The organism is Microtetraspora sp. AC03309 (genome assembly GCF_020826795.1).
Classification (GTDB): domain Bacteria; phylum Actinomycetota; class Actinomycetes; order Streptosporangiales; family Streptosporangiaceae; genus Microtetraspora; species Microtetraspora glauca.
In genome coordinates this window covers 1-21820 of sequence record NZ_JADDIL010000025.1, presented here as the reverse complement: position 1 = coordinate 21820, position 21820 = coordinate 1, and the positions used below count along the sequence as shown (strand labels likewise).

At 69.9% G+C, this 21820-nt stretch carries 21 protein-coding genes, 1 tRNA gene and 1 pseudogene; 14 read left to right on the top strand and 9 right to left on the bottom strand.

The window, feature by feature from the left end:
• Positions 1 to 581 precede the first annotated feature (581 nt).
• The 6 genes from IMZ11_RS16855 (at position 582) to IMZ11_RS16830 (ending at position 5011) form a co-directional block, all read left to right on the top strand.
• A complete protein-coding gene (locus IMZ11_RS16855; RefSeq protein ID WP_228642450.1) occupies positions 582 to 1598 on the top strand; it encodes a phosphotransferase in 1017 nt (338 codons plus the stop codon).
• A gap of 82 nt (positions 1599 to 1680) precedes the next feature.
• Positions 1681 to 1980, top strand: a complete 300-nt coding sequence (locus IMZ11_RS16850; RefSeq protein WP_228642448.1) for a hypothetical protein — start codon at positions 1681 to 1683, stop codon at positions 1978 to 1980.
• Positions 1977 to 2282 carry a replication initiator gene (locus tag IMZ11_RS16845; RefSeq protein ID WP_308066801.1) on the top strand — a complete coding sequence of 102 codons (306 nt, stop codon included), beginning with the start codon at positions 1977 to 1979 and terminating at the stop codon, positions 2280 to 2282. Before IMZ11_RS16850 ends, IMZ11_RS16845 begins: the two co-directional genes overlap by 4 nt.
• Positions 2283 to 2301: 19 nt before the next feature.
• The gene (locus IMZ11_RS16840) at positions 2302 to 2370 is read left to right on the top strand and encodes a DUF397 domain-containing protein (protein ID WP_374462279.1); all 69 of its coding nucleotides are present in this window, start codon (positions 2302 to 2304) and stop codon (positions 2368 to 2370) included.
• Positions 2371 to 2786: 416 nt separating this feature from the next.
• Positions 2787 to 4415: an MFS transporter gene (locus tag IMZ11_RS16835; RefSeq protein ID WP_228642446.1), complete on the top strand. Its 1629-nt coding sequence runs from the start codon at positions 2787 to 2789 to the stop codon at positions 4413 to 4415.
• An 11-nt stretch (positions 4416 to 4426) separates the two neighbouring features.
• Complete coding sequence (locus IMZ11_RS16830) at positions 4427 to 5011, top strand: hypothetical protein (protein ID WP_228642616.1); 585 nt, start codon at positions 4427 to 4429, stop codon at positions 5009 to 5011.
• Between the two features lie 353 nt (positions 5012 to 5364).
• Here the strand turns inward: IMZ11_RS16830 and IMZ11_RS16825 are convergent.
• Positions 5365 to 5438: transfer RNA gene (locus tag IMZ11_RS16825), tRNA-Arg, on the bottom strand.
• Positions 5439 to 5675: 237 nt separating this feature from the next.
• Here IMZ11_RS16825 and IMZ11_RS16820 point away from each other — a divergent pair.
• Positions 5676 to 6575 (top strand): NAD-dependent protein deacetylase, encoded by a 900-nt coding sequence (locus IMZ11_RS16820; RefSeq protein ID WP_308066800.1) that lies wholly within the window; start codon positions 5676 to 5678, stop codon positions 6573 to 6575.
• Between the two features lie 29 nt (positions 6576 to 6604).
• Here IMZ11_RS16820 and IMZ11_RS16815 read toward each other — a convergent pair whose 3' ends face one another.
• Together IMZ11_RS16815 and IMZ11_RS46225 are read right to left on the bottom strand one after the other, a co-directional pair.
• Positions 6605 to 7297, bottom strand: a complete 693-nt coding sequence (locus tag IMZ11_RS16815) for a response regulator transcription factor (RefSeq protein WP_228642444.1) — start codon at positions 7295 to 7297, stop codon at positions 6605 to 6607.
• Positions 7294 to 8451 (bottom strand): histidine kinase, encoded by a 1158-nt coding sequence (locus tag IMZ11_RS46225; RefSeq protein ID WP_228642442.1) that lies wholly within the window; start codon positions 8449 to 8451, stop codon positions 7294 to 7296. Before IMZ11_RS46225 ends, IMZ11_RS16815 begins: the two co-directional genes overlap by 4 nt.
• Before the next feature lie 151 nt (positions 8452 to 8602).
• Between IMZ11_RS46225 and IMZ11_RS16805 the strand changes: the two genes are divergently transcribed.
• Genes IMZ11_RS16805 through IMZ11_RS16790 form a run of 4 tightly spaced genes read left to right on the top strand, consistent with a single transcriptional unit; the run spans position 8603 to position 13061 of the window.
• Positions 8603 to 9193 (top strand): hypothetical protein, encoded by a 591-nt coding sequence (locus IMZ11_RS16805; protein WP_228642440.1) that lies wholly within the window; start codon positions 8603 to 8605, stop codon positions 9191 to 9193.
• A 52-nt stretch (positions 9194 to 9245) separates the two neighbouring features.
• Complete coding sequence (locus IMZ11_RS16800) at positions 9246 to 9950, top strand: TetR/AcrR family transcriptional regulator (RefSeq protein ID WP_228642438.1); 705 nt, start codon at positions 9246 to 9248, stop codon at positions 9948 to 9950.
• A 37-nt stretch (positions 9951 to 9987) separates the two neighbouring features.
• Positions 9988 to 12123, top strand: a complete 2136-nt coding sequence (locus IMZ11_RS16795; protein ID WP_228642604.1) for an SDR family NAD(P)-dependent oxidoreductase — start codon at positions 9988 to 9990, stop codon at positions 12121 to 12123.
• 11 nt (positions 12124 to 12134) lie between these two features.
• Positions 12135 to 13061 (top strand): amidohydrolase family protein, encoded by a 927-nt coding sequence (locus tag IMZ11_RS16790; RefSeq protein ID WP_228642436.1) that lies wholly within the window; start codon positions 12135 to 12137, stop codon positions 13059 to 13061.
• Here IMZ11_RS16790 and IMZ11_RS16785 read toward each other — a convergent pair.
• Positions 13039 to 14295, bottom strand: coding sequence for an ATP-binding protein (locus IMZ11_RS16785; RefSeq protein ID WP_228642434.1), 1257 nt, complete (start codon positions 14293 to 14295; stop codon positions 13039 to 13041). The genes IMZ11_RS16790 and IMZ11_RS16785 overlap by 23 nt on opposite strands.
• 161 nt (positions 14296 to 14456) lie before the next feature.
• Here IMZ11_RS16785 and IMZ11_RS16780 point away from each other — a divergent pair, with 161 nt between their 5' ends.
• Positions 14457 to 15425: an aldo/keto reductase gene (locus tag IMZ11_RS16780; RefSeq protein ID WP_228642432.1), complete on the top strand. Its 969-nt coding sequence runs from the start codon at positions 14457 to 14459 to the stop codon at positions 15423 to 15425.
• Between the two features lie 12 nt (positions 15426 to 15437).
• Here IMZ11_RS16780 and IMZ11_RS16775 read toward each other — a convergent pair whose 3' ends face one another.
• Both IMZ11_RS16775 and IMZ11_RS16770 read right to left on the bottom strand, forming a co-directional pair.
• A complete protein-coding gene (locus tag IMZ11_RS16775) occupies positions 15438 to 16196 on the bottom strand; it encodes an SDR family oxidoreductase (RefSeq protein ID WP_228642430.1) in 759 nt (252 codons plus the stop codon).
• Positions 16193 to 17419: an acyl-CoA dehydrogenase family protein gene (locus IMZ11_RS16770; RefSeq protein WP_228642428.1), complete on the bottom strand. Its 1227-nt coding sequence runs from the start codon at positions 17417 to 17419 to the stop codon at positions 16193 to 16195. The genes IMZ11_RS16775 and IMZ11_RS16770 overlap by 4 nt, the downstream gene beginning before the upstream one ends.
• A 74-nt stretch (positions 17420 to 17493) precedes the next feature.
• On the opposite strand from IMZ11_RS16770, the gene IMZ11_RS16765 reads away from it, so the two are divergent.
• Complete coding sequence (locus IMZ11_RS16765) at positions 17494 to 18159, top strand: helix-turn-helix domain-containing protein (RefSeq protein WP_228642426.1); 666 nt, start codon at positions 17494 to 17496, stop codon at positions 18157 to 18159.
• Position 18160: 1 nt separating this feature from the next.
• Here the strand turns inward: IMZ11_RS16765 and lpdA are convergent, their stop codons facing one another.
• Positions 18161 to 19561 (bottom strand): dihydrolipoyl dehydrogenase, encoded by a 1401-nt coding sequence (gene lpdA, locus IMZ11_RS16760; RefSeq protein WP_228642424.1) that lies wholly within the window; start codon positions 19559 to 19561, stop codon positions 18161 to 18163.
• Between the two features lie 131 nt (positions 19562 to 19692).
• Here lpdA and IMZ11_RS16755 point away from each other — a divergent pair, with 131 nt between their 5' ends.
• Complete coding sequence (locus IMZ11_RS16755; protein WP_228642422.1) at positions 19693 to 20514, top strand: class I SAM-dependent methyltransferase; 822 nt, start codon at positions 19693 to 19695, stop codon at positions 20512 to 20514.
• Between the two features lie 148 nt (positions 20515 to 20662).
• On the opposite strand, the gene IMZ11_RS16750 is transcribed toward IMZ11_RS16755, so the two are convergent.
• The gene (locus tag IMZ11_RS16750) at positions 20663 to 21166 is read right to left on the bottom strand and encodes an N-acetyltransferase (protein WP_228642420.1); all 504 of its coding nucleotides are present in this window, start codon (positions 21164 to 21166) and stop codon (positions 20663 to 20665) included.
• Between the two features lie 64 nt (positions 21167 to 21230).
• Positions 21231 to 21820, bottom strand: a pseudogene (locus IMZ11_RS16745) (hypothetical protein); the annotation flags it as partial.

Here is a 21820-nt window from a genome sequence, read left to right as displayed (position 1 = left end):
GTCCCCAAACGATCTCCAGGGCCGTTCAGAGCCGTTCGCCCCACTGTTCATCGGGACTCGGGCGGTACAAGCTCGTTCGGCTCAGTTCATGATCGTTCGTTCGGGTGGCTCCCAAGGTGGCTCCCAGAACGGCCTACTCGTGCAGATGGGCGGCGTGGATCTGGAGAGCGAATGACTGCCATGTCGGCGGGTCAACATCGTCCAGTGACCGTGGTCGACCCCTCGTCACCCTGTCTCATTGCACGACGATCAGGCACACGACCTGCGGCGGTAGGCCATGCGCGCGTTCCGGCCCCTGATCCGCCCCCGTCCTCCTCGTAGCTGCCGATCCCCAGGACGGGACCGCCGTGGCAAGGGTCAGCGAAGCTGATCGCGAAGCGACGCCGTAGGCGCCCTTGACTCAGCGGGAACGGCCAGGACACTTGGGCGGCGAGGAGGACGGCCTATCGGAGTGGAGCCGAGGCCCTCGCCGGAGGCATAAGCGACGAGGAGAGAGCAACCGTATCGCCGTCAGAAGGCCTCAGGAGCCCTCCCTAAAAATGATCTGCAGCTCTGCGGCAAGTGAGGCAGGATACCGGCGTATGAGGGACAGACCGGCGGGTCTGGCAGAGTCCGAACTGATGGCGGCACTGACCGAGGGCTGGGGCATTGAGCCCCACTCGGTTGAGTACCTCCCAGTGGGCGCAGGCAGCTACCACTGGTCCGTGGTGGACCAGCGTGGGACGGCGTGGTTCATCAAGGTCGATGACCTCGGCGTCGAGGATGTTGCTCGTGATGGCGCGTTCGACCGGCTCGGCCAGTCGCTCGGTGCCGCCCTGGCACTGCGCCGGGACGCGGGGCTCGACTTCGCCCTCGCGCCGATCCCGACCGCGACCGACGCTGCGGTCTGGCGGCTAACCTCGCGGTACGCCCTGTCGGTGTTTCCAATGGTGGCGGGCGCCGCCGGGCACTTCGGCGCGTACCAGCCCGAGGACCGCGTCGAGGTAATCGACCTTCTGGCCGAGCTGCACGAGGCAACCCCGATCGTGGCGGACACCGCATCACGGGCTGACCTGGTGCTGCCCGGTCGGGACAAGCTGGAGGAGGCGCTGCAGGACCTCGATCGGGAGTGGACCCGCGGGCCTTATGCCGAGCCGGCCCGCAAGCTGCTGTCCGTCCATGCCGGGCAAGTCCAACGATTGCTCGCCGACTTCGACCGGCGGGTCGACCAGGTACGAAACACCGTTGCGCTGTGGGTGGTCACGCACGGCGAACCGCACCCCGGGAACGTCATGCGTACCCCGGCCGGACTCCGGCTCATCGACTGGGGCACTGTACAGATAGCTCCGCCGGAACGGGACCTGTGGATGCTCACCCCCGCCCTCGCCCGCATGCTCGGCGAAGACTTGGACGGCGACGGCGACGACGTACTCGCTCGCTACAGCCGGGCCACCGGCCGGACCGTCACACCGGCCGGCCTCGCTCTCTATCCTCTCTGGTGGCGGCTCGCCGACATCGCCATCTTCGTCGACGAGCTGCGCCGGCCGCACGGCCTCGGTGAGGACATCGCCGCGTCGTTGACCTATCTGACCGGCTATCTCAAATCGAGCCGGGACTGACCTGCGGTCCGGATGGCGGTCCGGCGCCCTGTGCGGCACAACGTTTTGGTGCCCGGCGGTGGCGTAACGGCGGGCGGCCCGCATGCCCGGACGGCGGGCGAGCGCGGGGACGCACAGCGGCGGCGCGCTGCGCCGCCGCCTTGACGAACTGACCTGCGCGGCCTGCGGCACCACCAACGCGCTCTGGCTGTCCCCAGTCCGGGGCGTGGTCGAGTGCCGTGAGTGCGGCGAAAGGGCGTCCATCCTGCTCGACGGCTTCGACTCCATCGGCTCGATCGACGGTCCCGACTCGATCAACCTTCTTGGCCCGGCCGACGGTTCCAAGTCCGCCTACTCCCTCGGCTCGCTCGACGACTTCGACTCGTGCGGCGGTGACCGATGACCAACACGACGGACAGGGCGACACCTCGGGCAGTGCGGATGGCCCAACCACTCGCCCGCGAGGTCGTCGAAGAGATCGCCAAGCAATACGGCGTCTGCATCCGCCCCATCGCCCTCCGGCGGCTCGACACCTACACGGGCAAGGTCGAAACGATCGACGTGCCGTGCGGGGCCACCCTCGAAAGCAAGTGCCCGCCGTGTGCCAAGCGGAACCGCCAACTACGCATGGCCCAGTGCCGCGAGAGCTGGCACCTCGACCACGAGCCCGTCAACACCCCGACGAGGCGCGGTCCGGGACAGTAAGGACCGCAACGGCCCCGTCCTGACCTTCACCCCGAGCGAGTGGAGTGCCTTCATCGGCGGCGTACGCGACGGCGAGTTCGACATCTGATCTGCCTTGTCGTCACCACGACGACGGAGACGTCCCAATCCATGCTCTGACGCTTCGTTCCTCACCATCTGCCGGTCAGGCTCACGAAACATCGGGCCGTCGCGGAAGTTTCTCGAGTGAGTGACGCAGAAATGGTGCTCGGTAAAGCGTCAGGTAAGTGCCAGTGTTCCGGCAGTCCTGGGCGGGCAGGAGCTGCGGTTTGGCGTGGGCACCGAGCTGGGGTCGCAGGACGCGGTGCGACAGCTCACTTGAGGGCACGAAATCCGCTCAGTCGCAACTCTCCAGAAGTCATGAAATCCTTCAACTCGCAAATCCACCAGAGGGCACAGAATTGTTCAGTCCGCAAATCCGGCAGAGGGCATATAGTCCGTTCGGCCGCAACAGTCTTGGCAAGAAATTCTAAGCTTGACAGCGTCGTGGAGTTTGCTTATGGTCCAGTCGTTCAGATTCCCGCCGATCGATATCCGAAGGTGTTCATGACCGCGCCTCCAATGTTGCCGAAGTTCAGGCAGCAGTTGATTCTTGCCGTTCTTATGTTGTGTTCGCTGCTGATTTGGCTGGACAATACCGTCCTGAGTACTACGCTGGAGACCCTTGCAGACCCGGTCCGTGGACTGGGCGCCAATCCCGGTCAGCTGCAATGGGCGACCGGTTCGTACACTCTGGCCTTCGCCACATTGATGTTCACTGCAGGCGCATTGGGCGATCGGTTCGGTCACCGGACTGTGTTTTCCAGTGGGTTGGTGATCTTCGCCGGGTCCTCGCTGTGGGCGGCGTACGCAAGCGATGCGGGCCAGCTGATTGCAGCTCGAGCTGCGATGGGGGTGGGCAGCGCGCTGATCACGCCCGCCAACTTGGCCATCCTTATGTGGACCTTTACTGGCCCCGCGCGGGCTGCCGCGATCGGCATTTTCTCGACGTCGGCCGGTGTAGGAATGGCTGCCGGCCCGGTACTGGCGGGGTTCCTGCTCGATCATTTCTGGTGGGGCTCGGTCTTTCTGATCAATGTCCCGGTCGCGGCATTGGCGTTGCTCGGGCTCGCCATGCTGGTTCCGAATTTCCGCAGCCCCACTCGGCGACCACTGGACCCCGCTGGAATGTTGCTGTCGATCAGTGGGCTCGTGGCGTTGGCCTACGGGCTGATCCGGGCGGGGCAGGTGGCTGTGTGGAGTCGTACCGACGTCTGGGCGCCGATCGTTGTCGGTCTGGTTCTGCTGGCCGTTTTCGTACTCGTCGAACTGCGCGTCAAGGTGCCCAGCTTTGATCCGCGACTGCTCGCGCAACGCACATTCGGTGGCGGCAATGTGGCGCTCGGATTGCTGCTCTTTGCTGTGGCCGCCATCACCTTCTATAACGCGTTCTACCTGCAAGGCGCGCTCGGATTTTCGCCGATGAAGGCGGGATTGGCCAATATCCCGACCGCATTCGGCGCACTCGCGGGGGCGCCCCTTGCCTCGCGCCTGGTTCGCCACCTGTCGCTACGACCTGTCACCGTGCCGGCGCTGACCGTGGCTGCGCTGACCATGGGCGGGTACGGGTTCCTCGGACTCCAAACTCCACTCGTCTGGATCGAGATCCTGTTGTTGATACAGGGTCTCTCGATCGGCATGGTGATCGGCCCCGTTACGGCCGCATTGATCAGCAACCTGCCGTTGGAACAGGCCGGTGCAGGATCGGCCGTCACCAACACCGTGCGACAAACCGGCAGTGTGATCGGAATCGCAGTAGGCGGCACGATCATGTCGATCATGTACCGACGTGCGATCGAACCTTCGCTGGAGGGTGCGCCCGGTCCGGTGCAGGATCAGGCGCGAGTTTCCGCCGAACAGGCCCGCCACGTCGCCACCGCTATCCACCGGCCCGCTCTTGCTCAGGCTGCCGATAATGCGTTCATCCATGCCATGCACGTAGGCGCGGGCTGGATCGCGGTCATCACACTCCTCGGAGCAGTTGTGCTGCTGATTACCTTGCCTGCTGTCGGAAAGAAGAAGGGTCCGATGCCGGAGCCGGACTACGAAGAGGCCCGCAGCTCCGAGAGAAGGTGAAACTCGTCGGCGTGGCCAACGGCGCCGGGACGGCCGCCGACGTGAAGGCGCTGTCGATCGTGGGCGGGATGGTGGCCGGGGCGGACAGCCTCGACGACCTGGACGTGCTGCGCCACGGTGGCCTGTCGCGTCTGTTCGGCGGCGTGCGCGCATTCCACGCCACCGCCCGACTGGTCGTGCGCCGGGTCAAGCGCCTGAACCCGAAGAGTGTGCCCGAGGGGCAGCCCGAACTGTTCAGCGTCTGGCGCCACCACGTCATCTTCACCGACAGCCCGTTCGTCCTGGCCCGGGCCGAACCCATGCACCGCGAACGCCGCCGGCCACCTCGCCTCCACCTTCCATGCCAAAGCGCGCACCGGCACCATCCGCCGCCACCTGATCAACATCCCCGCCCGGATCGCCACCGGCCCCCGCCGCCGCACCCTCCACCTGCCCGAACGCCGGCGCTGGGCCGACGACTTCACCGACCTGTGGACAGCGACCGGGCAGCGCATGCTCAGCTGACCCGCGCGACCGCCCTGCCCGCCCACGACCCGAAAGACATCGGAGAACCCGCACCGGACGGCCACCCGGCGCACCGTGCTGCCCGCACCTGAAAGACCACCCCGAACCCGCCCGACACCCGTGAACATCCGTGATCAGAATGCACGCGATGGATCGAGGCTGATAGCCGTTGCTCGTACCCTCGGATTCAACATGTGCCCGCGCGCCTGCTCAGCGACAGGACTACTCGCATAACGGACTCCTCGACCTTGGGATAGCTTCACGCCAAGAATGAGGAGTTCGATAGGAACCGACGACCGCCGGCATCTCGGCACCTGTCGGTTCCCGATCATGATGTGTGCACGGTTGGTGCACGCGAGCACGCCACGAGCACGTAGAGGGTGGGTTCCTGCCCCAGAGGGGCCTTGAACTCTGCGTTTCCGCAGGTCAAGGGTGGGATGATGAGCGCGCCCTGAGGGATTCGAACCCCCGACCGTCGGATTAGAAGTCCGATGCTCTATCCGGCTGAGCTAAGGGCGCTCGTGCCTAATTGTGCATGATCCTGCGAGTAGGTACGTACCCGGTCCGGCTGCTGTTCCCCCGTGTGACCCAGGGAGATCAGATATGGGGTGACCGTGGCGGGAGAAGTCACGGGGATCACGGCCTCCGGCGTGACATCGGGAATGGCCGAAGCCGCGCCCCCTTCCTCACCCGAATTCGCCGGACGGGCGGGGGCCGGGGGCCCGGACAGGCGCGGCTGTCAGGCACCATGGACGAATGACTCGGGCGGTAGGCGAAGATTCAGGCGGCCTGTCCGGTGGGCTGCTCGATTCGTCGGGCATGTCGGCCTTCCCTCGGTTCCGCATGCTGGTCGATCTCGTCGCGGACGGGGACGTGGTGGTCCTGAGCGGAGCCGGCCTGTCCACCGAGTCCGGCATCCCGGACTACCGCGGAGAAACCGGCCGCAGGCGGCAAGCCGAGCCGATGACGTACCAGACGTTCGTCGGGAGCGCCGCCGCGCGCAGGCGATATTGGGCGCGTAGCCACGTGGGATGGAGGCACATCGCCCGTGCGACCCCCAATGCCGGCCATCACGCGATCACCGGGCTGCAGAGCCGCGGGCTGGTCGCCGGGATCATCACCCAGAACGTCGACGGCCTGCACCAGTCCTCCGGCGCTGAGCACGTGATCGAACTCCACGGCAGCCTCGACCGCGTCCGGTGTCTCGCCTGTGGTGGACGCACTCCCCGGCAGACGCTCGACCAGCGGCTGCGCGAGGCCAATCCCGGATGGCACGCGCGGGCCGGGGCGATCAACCCCGACGGCGACGCCGTGATCGACGACGACGAGATCGACGCCTTCCGTGTCCTGGACTGCCACGGCTGCGGGGGCGTGCTCAAGCCCGACGTGGTGTTCTTCGGCGAGAACGTGCCGCGACCTCGCGTCGACGACTGCTACGCGCTGGTCGAGCGCGCGGGCATGCTGCTGGTACTCGGATCCTCGCTGACCGTTATGTCCGGCTACCGGTTCGTACGCCACGCCGCCAAACGGGCGATTCCCGTCGCGATCATCAACCGGGGTGCGACCCGAGGCGACACCGACGCCCTCCTGACCTTCGACGCCCCTCTCGGCACCACCCTCACCGCCCTCGTGTCAGAGATCGACCTCGCTCGGTGACGGACGGCGGTACCCGCTGCCGACACGGGCTATCCCGGATCGGCGTCGGAGTGGCGCGATCCGGGAGTGGCCAGTCCGGATTCGTACGCGAAGACCACGGCCTGGACGCGGTCCCGCAGGCCCAGCTTGGTCAGGACCCGTCCCACATGGGTCTTGACCGTGGCCTCGCTGAGGAACAGCGCCCGCCCCACCTCGGCGTTCGACATGCCTCGGGCGAGGTGGGTGAGCACCTCGGTCTCCCTTTCGGTGAGGTCGGCCAGACGGGAGTCGGGTGCGTGTCGCGCGGGTGGAAGGGCCACGAGCTTGTCGACCATGCGGGCGAGCACCGGCGGCGAGAGCATCGTCTCGCCCGCCGCGCATCGCCGTACGGCGTTGCATAGTTGGTCTGGTGGTGTGTCCTTGAGCAGGAATCCGGCGGCGCCGGCCCGCAGGGCGTCGTAGACGTGCTCGTCGAGGTCGAAGGTGGTCAGCATGACCACGCGGGTGCGTTCGGTCGTGGCGAGAATGCGCCGGGTCGCCTCGACTCCGTTGACGCCGGGCATGCGCACGTCCATGAAGACCACGTCCGGGCGGAGCCGCTGGGCGAGGAATACCGCCTCGTCGCCGTCGGACGCCTGCCCGACGATCTCGATGTCCGGTTCCTCCGCGAGGATCGCCGCGAGCCCGCTCCTGGCGAGGGGATGATCGTCCGCGATCAGCAGGGTGATCGTCGTGCCGGTCACAGCGGGCGCTCCTCGGCAGGGAACCGCGCGGTGACGGTGAACGCGGCGTTGTCCCGCAGGATGTCGAGTGATCCGCCGTGCAGCCCGACGCGCTCGCGCATTCCGGTGAGGCCTCTGCCCGCACGGAACGGGATCGATCCCCGGGACGGATCCGGGTTGGACACGGTGACCGTGGTGTCCGAGTCCGAATAGGCGATGGTCACCCGGGCCTGTCCCGTCCGACCGTGGCGCCGGGTGTTCGTCAGGGCCTCCTGCACGATGCGGTAGATCGACAGCTCCAAACCGGGTGCGAGCGAGGGGCGTTCGCCGACCTCGACGAACTCCACACCGGTGCCGGACTCGCGCGCCTCGTCGATCAACGTGGTGAGATCCGACAGGCCGGGCACCGGATGGTACTCGGCCGTCTCGTGCAGGACGTCGAGCAGACGACGCATTTCTATCAATGCTTCGCGGGCCGTGCGCCGGACCGTACGGGCATGCTCCTCGGCGGCCTGGGGACGGGTGTGGATGAGGCGTTCGGCGGCGCCGGCCTGCATGGCGATGATCGAGAGCGAATGCGCGACGACATCGTGCAGTTCCCTGGCGATGCGTGCTCGTTCGGTGGCGGCGGCCTCGGCGACGGACCGGGCGGCGGCCTCGTCCTTCCTGCGGGCCGCCTCCTCGGCCTGCGCCACCCGCATCCGGATGACCCGCCCCCCGGCCCAGCTCCCGAGGCAGAAGAACGACAGCAGGGCGTAGTCGCCGGGCCCGGGGGCGCCGGTGTAGTAGTCGAGATAGGTGGCCGCGACGATCGCGCCCGCCCCGACCGGGGCACTGCCCCATGCCAGCCAGGCCGGTCGGGCGTACAGGCCGCATGAGAACGTGGCGACGAGCAGCGCCGGGAACGGCGTGGCCCCGGGCTCGAACGTGGTCGCGAAGTACGCCCGGACCACCAGCGCGACCGCGATCGCGAGCAGGACCGGCACCGGAAACCTGCGGCGCAGCACCAGGGGTGCCGACACCACCAGGGCGAACAGCACCCGTACCGCGAGAGGGCCGGGGCCGGGCAGAGCGACCGCCTCCACCAGTGCCCACACGCCGAGGAACGCGGCGAGCCAATAGTCCGACCGTGGTGGCCGGGCCGGGACGTGTGCCAGCCGGGAGAGGGGATCCACGCGGCCACCGTAGCCGCTGCCGTCACCCGCGACGTCCCCCGCCGGACGTGGCCGGGGTCATCCTCAGGTCGCGCCGGCTCGCGCCGTGAGGATGAGATCCGCGCGCCGTGACGGCGATGTGCGCGACGCCGCGTCCGAGCACGCTGGAGGCATGACTTCTCCGACCTCCGCTTCCCGCTCCCCCGCTTCCCACTCCCCCGCTTCCCAGGATCCGGCGGGGACCTCCCGGACGCTCGCCCTGTGCGCCGTGGGGACGGCGATCGCCTCCCTCGTCGCGGGCACGCTGCAGCTCGTGCACACCCCCTCAGGTGAGGAGACGGTGGTCGGCGTCGAGCACGTGACCCTCGCCTGCCTCGCCGCGCTGCTGATCCTGCAGATCCCCGTCGTCCTCACGGTCGCCCGATGGGCGGGTTCCCGCTGGTGGCCGCTGGTCGCCGTCACGGGCATGGTGCTGCTGGCCGCGGTCGGCACCATCTCCAACGTCCTCGGGCACGACGCCTCCTTCTTCGCCGCGGTCGCCATCCCGGCGAACCTGCTGTGGTTCGCCGGTCTCGTGGCCGTGGCCGTGGCCGTGTGCCGCCGACGGCGCCTCCCCCTCGCTCTGGCCGTACCGCTGCCGCTGACCTGGCTGTGCACGATTCCGTTGTCCAGCCTGGGTGGCGGTCTGCTCGCCGGCGCGTACTGGGCGGTGCTGGGGTGGATGTTGTGGACCCGTGCCCTACCGCTGACCGGCCGACGGTAATCCAGCGGGCGATCGATTGCGGGGCCGGCGCGAACGCGGCCAGACTTGAGGCATGAAGACGAGCGAGGAAGACGTCTCCACGCCCCGCGCGCGTCGCCGTGGGCGGCCGCCACGCGACCTTTCCGCACCGGCCACGCCCGAGCGCATCCTGTCGAAGGCGACCGAGCTCTTCGCCGTGCGCGGGTTCGACGGCGTCTCCATGCGCGACATCGCCGGTCAGGTCGGGATCGACGTCTCCAGCGTGCACCACCACTTCCCGTCCAAGGCGTCGTTGTGCGAGGCGTGCTTCGCCCGGGTCTTCGAACTGGAGCGCGCGACCCTCGAACCCTCGGTCCGCGCGGTGGCGGAGGCCTCGCGCTCGGCGTCGCCCACGGAGCTGGTCGGCGCCGTGCACGGCCTGGTGGACACGTTCGTCGACTTCCTGGACGAGCATCCGCACACCACGTTCCTGTGGCTCCGGCGCTGGCTGGACCCCACCCGCCACGCGCCGCTGGACGAGGCGTACGCGTTGCCGATCTACCACGAGATCGAGCAGGCGCTCCTGGACGCGGCCGCCCGCGGGCTCATCGTCGAGCCGACCCCTCACGTCACCGTGCGCGGTCTGGTGTGGGCGGCGCACGGACACGTGGCGGCGTTGACCGCCGCGGGCGCGGGGGCCGTGGCCGTCGCCCGCGAGAAGCGGGAGTTCCGCGCCTACGCCCATCGGCTGATCGATCTGCTCTACGCACCCCCTGGCGCGAACGCCGCATCCCGCTAATATTCCATCAGTCGATGGATTAATCGGAGGCTGCGTGATGGACTCCAGGAAGCCGGGCATGACCGCCGTCGTCGGCGGCGGCGCCGCCGGGATAGCCACGGTCAAGGCGCTGATCGAGGCGGGCGTCCCCGTGCTGGGCATCGAGCGCGCGGACGCGCTCGGCGGCCTGTGGCGGCTGGACGACGGCACCGCCGCCTACGAAGGGCTCCACCTCAACACGAGCAAGCCGCGCACGCAGTTCTCCGACTTCCCCATGCCTTCGCACTGGCCGGACTATCCGACCCGGGCCCAGATGCTGGAATACCTGCTCGCGTACGCCGATCGTTTCGGGGTGGGCGACCGGTTCCGGTTCGGTACGACGCTCGAGTCGGCGCGGCGTTCCGGCGACGGGTGGGAGCTGGTCCTGGACGGCCCCGGCGGGCGCGGCCACGAGACGGTCGAGCATCTCGTGGTCGCCAACGGCCACAACCACGTGCCGCGCTATCCCGACCCGCCGTACAACGGGTCGTTCACCGGCACCCAGTCCCACGCGCACGGCTATGTCACCCCGGCGGAGTTCGCGGGGAAGCGCGTGCTCGTGGTGGGCACGGGCAACTCCGCGATGGACATCACCGCTGAGCTGACCGGCCACGCCTCGGCCGTGCTGCTGTCGGCCAGGCGAGGGGTCTGGGTGGTGCCCAAGCGGCTGCTCGGCCGCCCCTCCGACCAGCTCAACGGCGCCCTGGCCGCCCTGCTGCCCTGGCGGGTACGGCAGGTGATCGCGCAGACGATGCTCAGGGTCGCCGACAGGAAGCCCGCGGGACCACGCCTTCCCGCGCCCCGGCAGGGCCTGCTCCAGGACCACCCCACCCTGAGCGACTCCGTACCCGCGCTCGTGGCCGCCGGGAAGGTGCTCGCCCGGAACGGCATCTCCCGTCTCGACGGGTCGCGGGTCCACTTCACCGACGGCCGGGTGGACGAGGTCGACCACATCATCTGGTGCACTGGATACCGCGCGGTGGTGCCGTTCCTCGACGCGGACACGGTGGCCGATCCGGCGAGGCTGCTGCTGTACCGCCATGTCCTGCCCGTCGGCGACACGTCGCTCAGCTACGTCGGGTTGATGCAGTCCACCGGGTCGGCGCTGCCGGTCGTCGAGGCGCAGGGCCGGCTGGTGGCCGCCCTCCGCGCCGGGACGTACCGGCCGCCGGGTCCGGAGGCGGCCTCGAAGGTCGCCTCCGCCGAACTCGCCAACGCCCGGGCCCGATGGGGCGAGCGGAGGCCGCACATGCGGATCGACATCGACGAGTACCTCCGGATCATGAGGAAAGAGCTGCGTTCCTCCCCCGGGCGCTCCTCCCCCGGGCGTGGCCTGGCCGGTCGCAGGATCCTGGTCACCGGGGCGGCCGGCACCTTCGGCCGGGCCATGAGCGAACGTTTCGTCGACGCGGGCGCGCACGTGGTCGGGCTGGACGTCGTACGCCCCGAGGACTCCGGCGTACCGATCATCACCTGCGACATCACGTCCCAGACGTCCGTGGACGCCGCGGTGGAGGAGGCCGTGGCGCTCCTCGGCGGCGTCGACGCGCTGGTCAACAACGCCGGCCGCGGCGGCCCGGCGCCGGCCGAACTCGCTCCCGACGAGGAAGTGGACGCGCAGTTGCGGCTGAACCTCGTCGGCGCCTGGCGGGTCACGGCCGCGCTCATGCCGCACCTGGTACGCGCGAGGGGGCGGGTGGTCTTCATCGCCTCCCGGATGGCGGTCCTGCCGTTGCCGCTCGCCGCCGCGTACGGCGTCTCGAAACGCGCGCTGGCCGCCTACGCCGACGCGCTCCGGCTCGAGGTCGGAACGCACGTCGGCGTGACGACGATCTATCCGAGCATGGTGCGCAGCCCGATCCACGACAGCACCCGGCGGGCCGGCCTGTCCCTCGACGCGGTGTCCAGGCCGGAGCCGGTGGAGGGCGTGGTGGACGCGGTCGTCGGCGCGCTGACGGCGCGCCGCGCGCCCCGTGACGTGGCCACCACCGCCCGCGGACGGGTCGAGATGATGGTGGCCAGGCACGCGCCGCGCCTGGCCGACCGGCTCGTACGCCGGACCGTGGCGGCGCGGATCGCCGCCGGGGACTTCGCCGAGGCTCCCCTCGCGGCGGGCATGGTGCGCAGACACCGGGCCGGTCCCGGTTCGAGCTAACGTGAGGCGTTATGACGGAGTCGGAGGAGATTCACCGGGTCACCGCGTTCTGGCAGGGTCTGGGCCTACCCGGGCTGATCGACGTGCACACGCACTTCATGCCGGAACGGGTCCTGTCCAAGGTGTGGGCGTACTTCGACGCCGTGGGCCCGCTGACCGGCCGCCCCTGGCCGATCACGTACCGGATGGAGGAGGACGAACGGGTCGAGCGGCTGCGCTCGTTCGGCGTCCGGGCCTTCACCTCGATGCTCTATCCGCACAAGCCGTCCATGGCGGCCTGGCTGAACGGCTGGGCCGCGGGCTTCGCCGGGCGCACGCCCGACTGCCTGCGCACCGCGACCTTCTTCCCTGAGCCTGGCGCCGCGCGGTACGTCACGGAGGCGATCGAGTCGGGCGCCCGGGTGTTCAAGGCGCACCTCCAGGTGGGGGCGTACGACCCGCGCGACCCGCTCCTCGACGACGTCTGGGGCGTGCTCGCGGAGTCCGGAGTCCCCGTCGTGGCGCACTGCGGCTCGGGGCCCGCGCCGGGACGGCACACCGGGCCGGGCCCGATCGGCGCCGTGCTCGCCCGGCATCCCCGACTGCGGCTGATCGTCGCTCACATGGGTCTTCCGGAGTACGCCGAGTTCCTCGACCTGGCCGCCCGCCATCCGTACGTCCACCTGGACACCACGATGGCCTTCACCGGGTTCACCGAGGAGGCCACGCCGTTCCCGAAGGCGGAGCTGCCCCGGCTGCTCGATCTCCAGGACCGCATCCTGTTCGGCAGCGACTTCCCCAACATCCCCTATCCGTACGCGGAGGCCCTAGAGGCCCTCGCCGGGCTCGGGCTCGGGGACGACTGGCTGCGCGCCGCCTGCCATCACAACGCCGCGCGCCTCTTCCCCGCAGTGACCCCTGCGGTGGCCCCCGCCGCTATACCCGAGCCGCGATCCTGAGGTCGCGCTCGAACGCGTCGATGTCCTCGTCCGTCAGGGTGCCGCGGGTGCTCCCGATCGCGTCCAGGTAGTCGTCGGTGAGCCGGGCGGGCCGCGGGTCGTACCCCTGCGCGAGGTGCCGTTCGAACGCGGTCTGCGCCGCCGTACGCGCCGCGTAGTCGATGTCGGCGGGCGTGAACCGGTCGCTCGCCTCCACCAGCACGTCGAGATCCACCTGCGCCAGGCGGTCCGCGCCGATGTAGCGCGCCCAGATGGCCCGGCGCGCGGCCGCGTCCGGCGGGCCGACGGGGATCAGGTAGTCGAACCGGCCCGGTCGCAGGAACGCCGAGTCGAGGCTGCCGATGGCGTTGGTCGCGCAGATCAGCAGCCGCCGGTCCCGCTGCCGGAAGACCGGGATGAGCTTGAGCAGCTCGTTGGTGACCCGGTGGGCGAGCGAGCTCGGATCGCGCCGCTCGGAGGCGATCTCCTCCGCCTCGTCGAAGAACAGGACCACCTGCTCCAGATGTTCGACCTGCGAGAAGAGCTGCCGCAGCCCACCGGCCACACCCAGCGGATCCCCGGCCAGCTGGTACGGGAAGACCTCGACGAACGGCCACCGCAGCCGCGAGGCGACCGCCCTGGCGAAGGTCGTCTTGCCGGTGCCGGGCGGGCCGAACAGGATGACCGCGCGAGGCGGCTCAAGCCCGTAGTGCGCGGCGACGTCCCGGTGTTCGAGCGGCATGACCAGGCGGCGCTCGATCAACGCCTTCTCCGCCTCCATGCCCGCGATCCGGTCCCACAGGCGCGGCCCCGGTACGGCACCGCCGAGCTGGTCGAGGATCGTGACCTCGGCCCTGGCCAGCGGCAGCTGCTTCTCGAAATAGCTGATGTCGGGCCGGTGGGCGTACCCGGAGTTGATGAAGGCGTTCTCCCCCACCTCGTGCTCCGGCAGCAGCGCGCCGATGCGGCGCACGCCGAGCCGGGCCAGGCGTTCCTCGATCGCCGACAGCAGGGCCGAGCCGATGCCCCGGTGCCGCCATTCCCTGGCGATGGCGAGCTTCAGCACCCAGGCCCGGTCCTCGCCCGCCGAGGAGACGGCCACCCCGACGATCTGGGCGCCGACGACCGCGACGACACCGGGCGCGCCGCGCCCGACCGCGCCGATCCCCTCCGACAGCGTCACTATCGGATCCGCCGACGTGTCCTTGGAGTCCTCCCAGACCCTGACCACCTGGTCCAGGTCGTCCTCTTTCAAATCACGAAGGTGCCATGGAGCCATCCACGTTCTCCCGATCCGGATTGCGGTTGACGACGCCTCCTTCCCCCTTCCACGCTGCCGAAACACCGGCGACACGGCCCGCCGGCAGAGGGAGCCGCGCGCCGTGATCGTTTGCGCGCGGCGTTATGTTGTGCCGCATGGACGCACGCGCGCTACGCCCGCTGGGCCGTACCCGCCTGATGGTGACCCCGCTCGGCCTCGGGCTGGCCGCGGTCGGCCGTCCCGCGTACATCACGCTCGGCCGGGCCGAGGATCTCGGCGCGGACCGGAGCGTCCCCGCGATGCGGGATCGGGCCTGGGCCCTGCTCGACGCGGCCTGGGAGGCGGGCGTGCGCTACTTCGACACCGCCCGCTCGTACGGCTTGGCCGAGGAGTTCCTCGCCGGGTGGCTGCGCGACCGCGGCATCGCCCCGGGAGCCGCGACCATCGGCTCGAAGTGGGGCTACGCGTACGTCGGCGGATGGCGGATGGACGCCGGGTACCACGAGGTGAAGGAGTTGTCGGCGGGGCAGCTGCGCCGCCAACTGGAGCAGACCCGGGCCCTGCTCGGCGAGTACCTCTCGCTCTACCAGATCCACTCCGCGACCGTGGAGAGCGGGGTGCTCGACGACGAGGACGTGCTCGTCCGGTTGCACGCGCTGCGCGCGGAGCACGTCGCGGTCGGGCTCAGCACGACCGGGCCGCGCCAGGCCGGCACGATCGCGCGGGCGATCGAGAGCGGGGTCTTCGACACGGTGCAGTCCACCTGGAACCTGTTCGAGCGCTCCTGCGAGGCGGCGCTCGCCCGCGCGCACGAGGCGGGCCTGGGAGTGATCGTCAAGGAGGCGGTGGCGAACGGGCGGCTGACCGCCAGGGCCGCGCCGGCCGCCCTCGCCGAGGCTGCCCGCGAGCGCGGCGTCACGCCGGACGCGGTCGCGCTCGCCGCCGTACTCGCGCGGCCGTGGGCAGGGGTGGTGCTGAGCGGTGCGGTCTCGACGGCGCAGCTGCACAGCAACCTGACCGCCACCGGGGTGGAGTGGGACCAGGAGCTCGACGAGCGGCTCGCCGGGCTGGCCGAGGACCCGGAGACCTACTGGGACACCCGGGCCGCGCTCTCCTGGCGCTGACTCACGGCGGGATCAGTCCTTCCGCGCCAGGCGCGGCCCCGGGGCGCGGCGGAAGCCGAACGGCTCGCTCTCACGACCGGGGATCACGAACCAGCACTCCCCCGTCCCCTCGCCGTCGAGCAGCCGGACGAACGTGTCCACGACCTCGGACACGTCGAGGATCGGGAATCCCATCTCCTCCAGCATGGACCGGCTGTCCCCGATGATGGCGGTGTCCGCGAACGACGGGCACAGCGCCTGCACCCGTATGCCGAGCGGCTTGAGGTTGTCGGCGAGCGAGCGGACCAACCCGACGACGGCGTGCTTGTTCGCGGCGTAGATGGGGTCGTGCGGGATGCCCACGATGCCCGCCATGCTCGCGGTCGCCACGATCGTGCCGCCGCCGGAGGCGACCAGCGCCGGGATCGCGGCGTTCACGCCGAACACGACGCCGTCGAGGTTGATCCCCATCGCCCTCCGGTAGCGCGCCAGGTCGAAGTCCGCGCCGAGCCCGCAGCCCGAGGCGACGCCGGCGTTGAGGAAGGCGAGGTCGAGCCGGCCGTACCGCTCGATCGCGGCCGCCACCGCGGCCGCGTTGTCCTCGGGGCGGGACACGTCGCAGTGCGTGTACAGCGCGCCGAGTTCGGCGGCGAGAGCCGTACCGGCGGCGTCGTCGACGTCGGCGAGGACGAGCCTCGCCCCGTCCCCCGCCAGCCGGCGGGCCACCGCGGCGCCGATGCCGCCCGCACCCCCGGTGATCAGAGCGACCGTGCCCTCGGTTCGGTACGTCACAGCGGCAGCCCTCCTGTCGCGGCGCTGGTCGAGCCGGTGTCGCGGTAGGCCGCGATCGTCCGCTCGGCGATGCGCATCCGGTGGATCTCGTCGGCCCCGTCCGCGAAGCGGGCCCAGCGCGCCTGCTGGAACATGTGGGCCAGCGGCGTGTCCGTCGAGTAGCCGAGCGCGCCGTGTACCTGGATCGCCCGGTCGATGATGCGGCCCAGACTGCCCGCCACGAAGTGCTTGGCCATCGACACCTCGGTGCGGAAGTCCTCACCCTTGTCGATCTTCGATGCGGCGTGCAGCACCATGAGCTTGCACTGGTACAACTCCATGGCGGAGTCGGCGATCAGCCACTGGACGCCCTGCTTCTCGGCCAGCGTCGAGCCGTGGCTGTAGCGGTTCACCGCCCGGTCCACCATCATGTCCAGCGCCGTCTCCGCCTGGGAGATCCAGCGCATGCAGTGCGCCAGCCGGGCCGGGCCGAGGCGGTACTGCCCGAGCCTGTGGCCGTTGCCGCGCCCGCCGAGGATCTGCCCGTCGGGCACCCGCAGGTCGGTGATGACGATCTCGCTGTGCCCGGTCGAGCCGTGCATGGTCTCGATCTCGCGGACGTCCTGCCACCCCTCCTGGGGGAGGTCCACGAGGAAGGCCGTGGTCGCCCCTCGGACGCCTTCCGGCACGTCGGGCTCGGTCCGCGCGATGAGGATGGCGAAGCTCGCCCGGCGCGCGTTGGAGATGAACCACTTGTGCCCGTTGATGATCCATTCGTCGCCGTCCCTGACGGCGTTCGTACGGATGAGCGTGGGATCGGAGCCGGCCACCTCGGGCTCGGTCATCGCGAAGCACGACATCACGGTGCCGGCGAGCAGCGGCCGCAGATATCGCTCCTTCTGCTCCCCGCTCCCCCAGTGCAGCAGGGTGTGCATGTTGCCCTCGTCGGGCGCGGCGCAGTTGAGCACCCACGGCCCGAGCCGGGTCTTGGCCGCCTCGGACTGCACCATGGCCAGCTCGACGTGGCCGAGCCCCATCCCGCCCCACTCCTTCGGCATGTGCGGCAGCCACAGCCCCTCGGCTCTCGCCCGCTCGCGCAGCCCGAAGATGACGCGGAGGTACTCGTCGCGCCGCCCGCCCGGGTCGAGGCCCTCCGTCGCCGGGACGATCGTGTCCCGCACGAAGGTCCGTACGCGGCGGCGGATCTCCTCATGTTCAGGAGCGAGCGTGAAATCGATGGCCATCGGACCCCCATTTCAGGCAAGTGCCTGATTACGATAACGAGTGATCCATCCGCCGACAAGGGAGGAACCGGGCCATGCCGCCCAACCCGGAGGCCACCTGCAGGAGCCTGGTCGAGGCCGCCGAGCGCCTGTTCGCCGAACGGGGCATCGAGGGCGTGTCGCTGCGCGAGATCAACACCGCCGCCGGGCAGCGCAACTCGACGGCCCTGCAGTATCACTTCGGGGACCGCCAGGGCCTGCTGGGCGCGGTCCTCGCCAAGCACCATCCCGCGATCGAGGCGCACCGCCACCGGCTGCTCGACGCGTACGAGTCGGGTGAGCACCTTCCCGACGGCGCGGCCCGGCGCGTGTTGGCCGCCGCCCTCGTCCGGCCCCTGGCCGCGAAGCTGGCCGACCCCGACGGCGGCCGGGCCTACCTGCGGATCATGGAACAGCTCGTCCACCGCACCCAACTGCCCGCGCTCGGCGGGATCCGGGACGATCCCGCGCAGAGCGTCAACCGCTGGCGCGGGCTCGTCGCCCCGCTGCTCCCCGAGACCGCCGTACGGCGCCTGCACCAGCGCTTCATGGCGATCCGGGTGGCGTACGTCGAGCTGGCCCGGCGCGCGGGCGGCCCCGAGGGAAGGGACGACCGGCTCTTCACCAGCCACCTGATCGACGTCGTGTCGGCGGTCCTCGCCACCGAGGTGTCGGACGAGACCGCGCGGCTGCTCGCCGAACGCGACCGGGACGCCCCGTGACTCACATGTTGATCATGTGCCCGGCCAGACCGTGGATCGCCTCCTTGACGGCCTCACCCAGCGTCGGGTGCGCGTGGACGTTGCGCGCCACCTCGTTGACGGTCAGATCCCACTGCTGCGCCAGGGTCAGCTCCGGCAGGAGCTCCGTGACGTCGGGCCCGATCAGGTGCGCTCCGAGCAACTCGCCGTACTGCGCGTCACTGAGGATCTTGACGAAGCCGACCGTGTCACCGAGGCCGTGCGCCTTGCCGTTAGCGCTGAAGGGGAACTTCGCCACCTTGACGTCGAAGCCCTGCTCGCGCGCCTGCGCCTCGGTCCAGCCGAAACTCGCGATCTGCGGCTGGCAGTACGTCGCCCGGGGGATCATGACGTAGTCCAGCTCCATGGTCTCCGCGTTCGCGATCGTCTCGGCGGCGACGACGCCCATGGCCTCCGCCGCGTGCGCCAGCATCAGCTTCGCCGTGACATCGCCGATGGCGAAGATGTGCGGGACGCTGGTGCGGCACCGGCCGTCCACGTCGATGGCGCCCCGGTCGGTCACCCGTACGCCGGTGTTCTCCAGGCCGTATCCCGTGACGTTCGGCTGGAAGCCGATGGCCTGCAGCACCTTGTCGGTCTCCAGGACCTGCTGCCTGCCGTCGTGTGACACCGTCACCCGGACCTTGTCGCCGGTGTCGTCGATGCCCTCGACCCTCGTGGAGGTGAGGACGTTGACGCCGAGCCTCCGGTAGCGCCGCGCCAGCTCGGCCGACACCTCCGCGTCCTCGAGCGGGACCATCCGGTCGAAGAACTCCACGATCGTCACGTCCACGCCGTAGCTGTTCAGCACGTAGCCGAACTCCACGCCGATCGCCCCCGCTCCGGCGATCACGATGCTGCCCGGCAGCTTGTCGCTGAGGATCTGCTCCTCGTACGTCACGACCCGCTCGCTCAGGGACGTCCCCGGCAGCAGCCTCGGCGTCGCGCCGGCCGCGATGATGCAGGAGCCGAACGTCACCGTCTCCGAACCGCCGTCGTTCAACGCCACCTGCAGGGTGTGGGCGTCGGTGAAGTGGCCGCGGCCCTCGAACTGGGTGATCGAGTTCTTCTTCATCAGGTAGTGGACGCCCTTGACCCGGCCGTCCGCGACCTTGCGACTGCGCTCGTAGGCCACCCCGTAGTCGAACCCGACCTGGCCGTCCACGCGGATGCCGTACGTCTTCGCCTCGTTGGCGAACAGGTGCACCAGCTCGGCGTTGCGCAGCAGCGCCTTGGACGGGATGCATCCGACGTTGAGGCAGACGCCGCCCCAGTAGCGTTCCTCGATCACAGCCGTCTTGAGCCCGAGCTGGGCCGCGCGGATGGCAGCGACATATCCCCCGGGGCCGGCGCCCAGCACGACCACGTCAAAGTGTTTGCTCATGCGCCAACAATAGGACGCGGCCCCGGGCGCGGACCCGTCGCGCCAACCCGTCGCGCCGACCCTCGGAAACCGGTTCCGGGACGCCCCGCCCGGGATCGCGTCAATGCGCCCGTCCCGGGTATCACGCGCGGGTGACCACCGAGAAGGTCGCCTTCACCGGCGCGCGGCAGACCCTCCTCGCCACCCTGTACGGCAGAGCACTCGACAGCCGCTCGGACCACCCCGTCCTCGGGGACACGATGGCGGAGGAGACGGTCCGCCGCATCGCGTACGACTTCACGCGCTTCCACCTGAGCCGGGGTGAGGCGACCGGCGTCGCCATGCGGGGAAGGCAGCTCGACGAGTGGACCGCCCAGTTCCTCGCCGCCCACCCCGACGCCACCGTCGTACATCTGGGCTGCGGCCTCGACGGCCGGGTCTTCCGGGTCGCCCCTCCCGCCGACGTCCGGTGGTTCGATGTGGACTATCCCGAGGTCGTCGAGCTGCGCCGCCGCCTGTATCCCGAACGCGCCGGCTGTCGGCTGATCGGCGCCTCGGTGACCGACCCGGGATGGACGGCCGAGATCCCCGGGGACCGCCCCACGCTGGTCGTGGCCGAGGGGCTCACGATGTACCTGACGGCCCCCACCATGGAGGCGCTCGTCCATCGGATCGCCGACCGCTTCCCCCGCGGCCAGTTCCTCTTCGACGCGGTGAGCCCGCTCGGCATACGGGCCCAGCGGTTCAACCGGGCCCTACGCGCCGCCGGCGTCATCCTCACCTGGGGCCTCGACGACCCCCGCCGGCTGGAGAGCTGGGATCCACGGTTCACCCTGCTCACCGAACTGGCCGCCGTGGACCTGCCCTGGATCGACCGGCTGCCACCGCACTATCGGATCGCCTGCCGGATCATGAAACTGATCCCCCCGATCCGCCGTGTGGGCCTCCTCCTGCGTTACCGGTTCTCGCCCTGACGCCGCCTCCGGTACGTCCCGTTCGGGCTCACCAGGACACCGCGGGCGCGGCCCGTCCGGAACCGGACCGGCGGTCCCAGTTGTCACTATGAGGGAATCGGTACTCGCGAGTCCCCCGCGTTCTGTTGATCACAGGAACCATGACGACTCACACCGTGCGCTCCATGCACACCAGTTGATCCCGCTCGTCCCATGACTCGGTGACGGTGAAACCGAGCCGCTTGTACAGGGTGACGGCATCTGCCCGCCATTCCCACACCGACAGCCTCACCGTGCGGACGCCGCTGTCCGCGCAATGCGCAAGCGCGGCGCTGACCAGGCCGGACCCGATGCCTTGGCCGCGATGTGCCGGATCCGTCCAAAGCCTCTTGATCTCTGACCGTCTCCCGACGGGGGCGGTCACCACCAGGCAGCCCACGGCGGTATCTCCGCTCATCGCCACCAGCACCGCATCATCGACGAACGCGACTCGTGGGTCCAGGACCTCCGCCTCGTAGCGCTCCGGCAACCCGTCCACATCGGTAACAGCTTCGCCCTTCTCGGCCTCCGTCCGCAGATGGTAGGCCGCCAGCAACTCGGCCAGCCCGCCTTCAGCGGTCGAAGGGCTCCGACCTGGCCAGCGGACGATGACCACCTCGCGTCGATCAGTCATTGCGTCAGCATCACATGACACATGCCAGACGCCGCGCACCGAGCCCCCTTGATCCACTTTCGCCCTAGAAGGGTGGGATATCGTCCGCCGGGTCGGATGGCGGAACAGGTGGCGTCTCGGCTTCGGCCCGTTCTGCTCGATCTTGTACGGGCTCTTCCCACCAGGCGGGTTCGTCGTTCCAGGTCGGCAGGTGCGGAAGTTCGTCGTTGGCCGGATCGGTGATGCTGCCCGCGCCGTACCCGCTGACCGCAAGCCCGTGTCCGCCGCTCCCGCCTCCGAACCCCCTGCCGACCTGGCCGCCGATCCCGCTGTCCCCGTCATGGCCAGCGGCCGAGAGGTCCGGCGTGCCGATCACCTGTCCCCCCACACCGCTGCCACCCGTCGTGGACACACCCGCCTGCGACCCACCCGCCGTGGGCCCATCTGCCTCGGGTCCTGTTGTCTCGGAACCGCCCGCCTCGAAACCACACGTCTCGACCCCGCTTGCCGTGGCACACGCCTCGCAACCGCTCGCCTCGGGCCCGCTCGCCGGGTGGGTGTTGGCCGCTCCGCGCTCGTTGGGGCCGGTCCAGCCGTTGGGGGCGAACGGCTCGGGCATGGGTTCGATGATCGGCGGCGGCTGCACGGGATACTCGTGGCCGGTCCGGCTGATCC

Coding starts and splice junctions, on each gene's coding strand:
- IMZ11_RS16855 (WP_228642450.1), top strand. CDS start 582: ATGAGGGACAGACCGGCGGGTCTGGCAGAGTCCGAACTGATGGCGGCA.
- IMZ11_RS16850 (WP_228642448.1), top strand. CDS start 1,681: ATGCCCGGACGGCGGGCGAGCGCGGGGACGCACAGCGGCGGCGCGCTG.
- IMZ11_RS16845 (WP_308066801.1), top strand. CDS start 1,977: ATGACCAACACGACGGACAGGGCGACACCTCGGGCAGTGCGGATGGCC.
- IMZ11_RS16820 (WP_308066800.1), top strand. CDS start 5,676: ATGACTCGGGCGGTAGGCGAAGATTCAGGCGGCCTGTCCGGTGGGCTG.
- IMZ11_RS16805 (WP_228642440.1), top strand. CDS start 8,603: ATGACTTCTCCGACCTCCGCTTCCCGCTCCCCCGCTTCCCACTCCCCC.
- IMZ11_RS16800 (WP_228642438.1), top strand. CDS start 9,246: ATGAAGACGAGCGAGGAAGACGTCTCCACGCCCCGCGCGCGTCGCCGT.
- IMZ11_RS16795 (WP_228642604.1), top strand. CDS start 9,988: ATGGACTCCAGGAAGCCGGGCATGACCGCCGTCGTCGGCGGCGGCGCC.
- IMZ11_RS16790 (WP_228642436.1), top strand. CDS start 12,135: ATGACGGAGTCGGAGGAGATTCACCGGGTCACCGCGTTCTGGCAGGGT.
- IMZ11_RS16780 (WP_228642432.1), top strand. CDS start 14,457: ATGGACGCACGCGCGCTACGCCCGCTGGGCCGTACCCGCCTGATGGTG.
- IMZ11_RS16770 (WP_228642428.1), bottom strand. CDS start 17,419: ATGGCCATCGATTTCACGCTCGCTCCTGAACATGAGGAGATCCGCCGC.
- IMZ11_RS16765 (WP_228642426.1), top strand. CDS start 17,494: ATGCCGCCCAACCCGGAGGCCACCTGCAGGAGCCTGGTCGAGGCCGCC.
- lpdA (WP_228642424.1), bottom strand. CDS start 19,561: ATGAGCAAACACTTTGACGTGGTCGTGCTGGGCGCCGGCCCCGGGGGA.
- IMZ11_RS16750 (WP_228642420.1), bottom strand. CDS start 21,166: ATGACTGATCGACGCGAGGTGGTCATCGTCCGCTGGCCAGGTCGGAGC.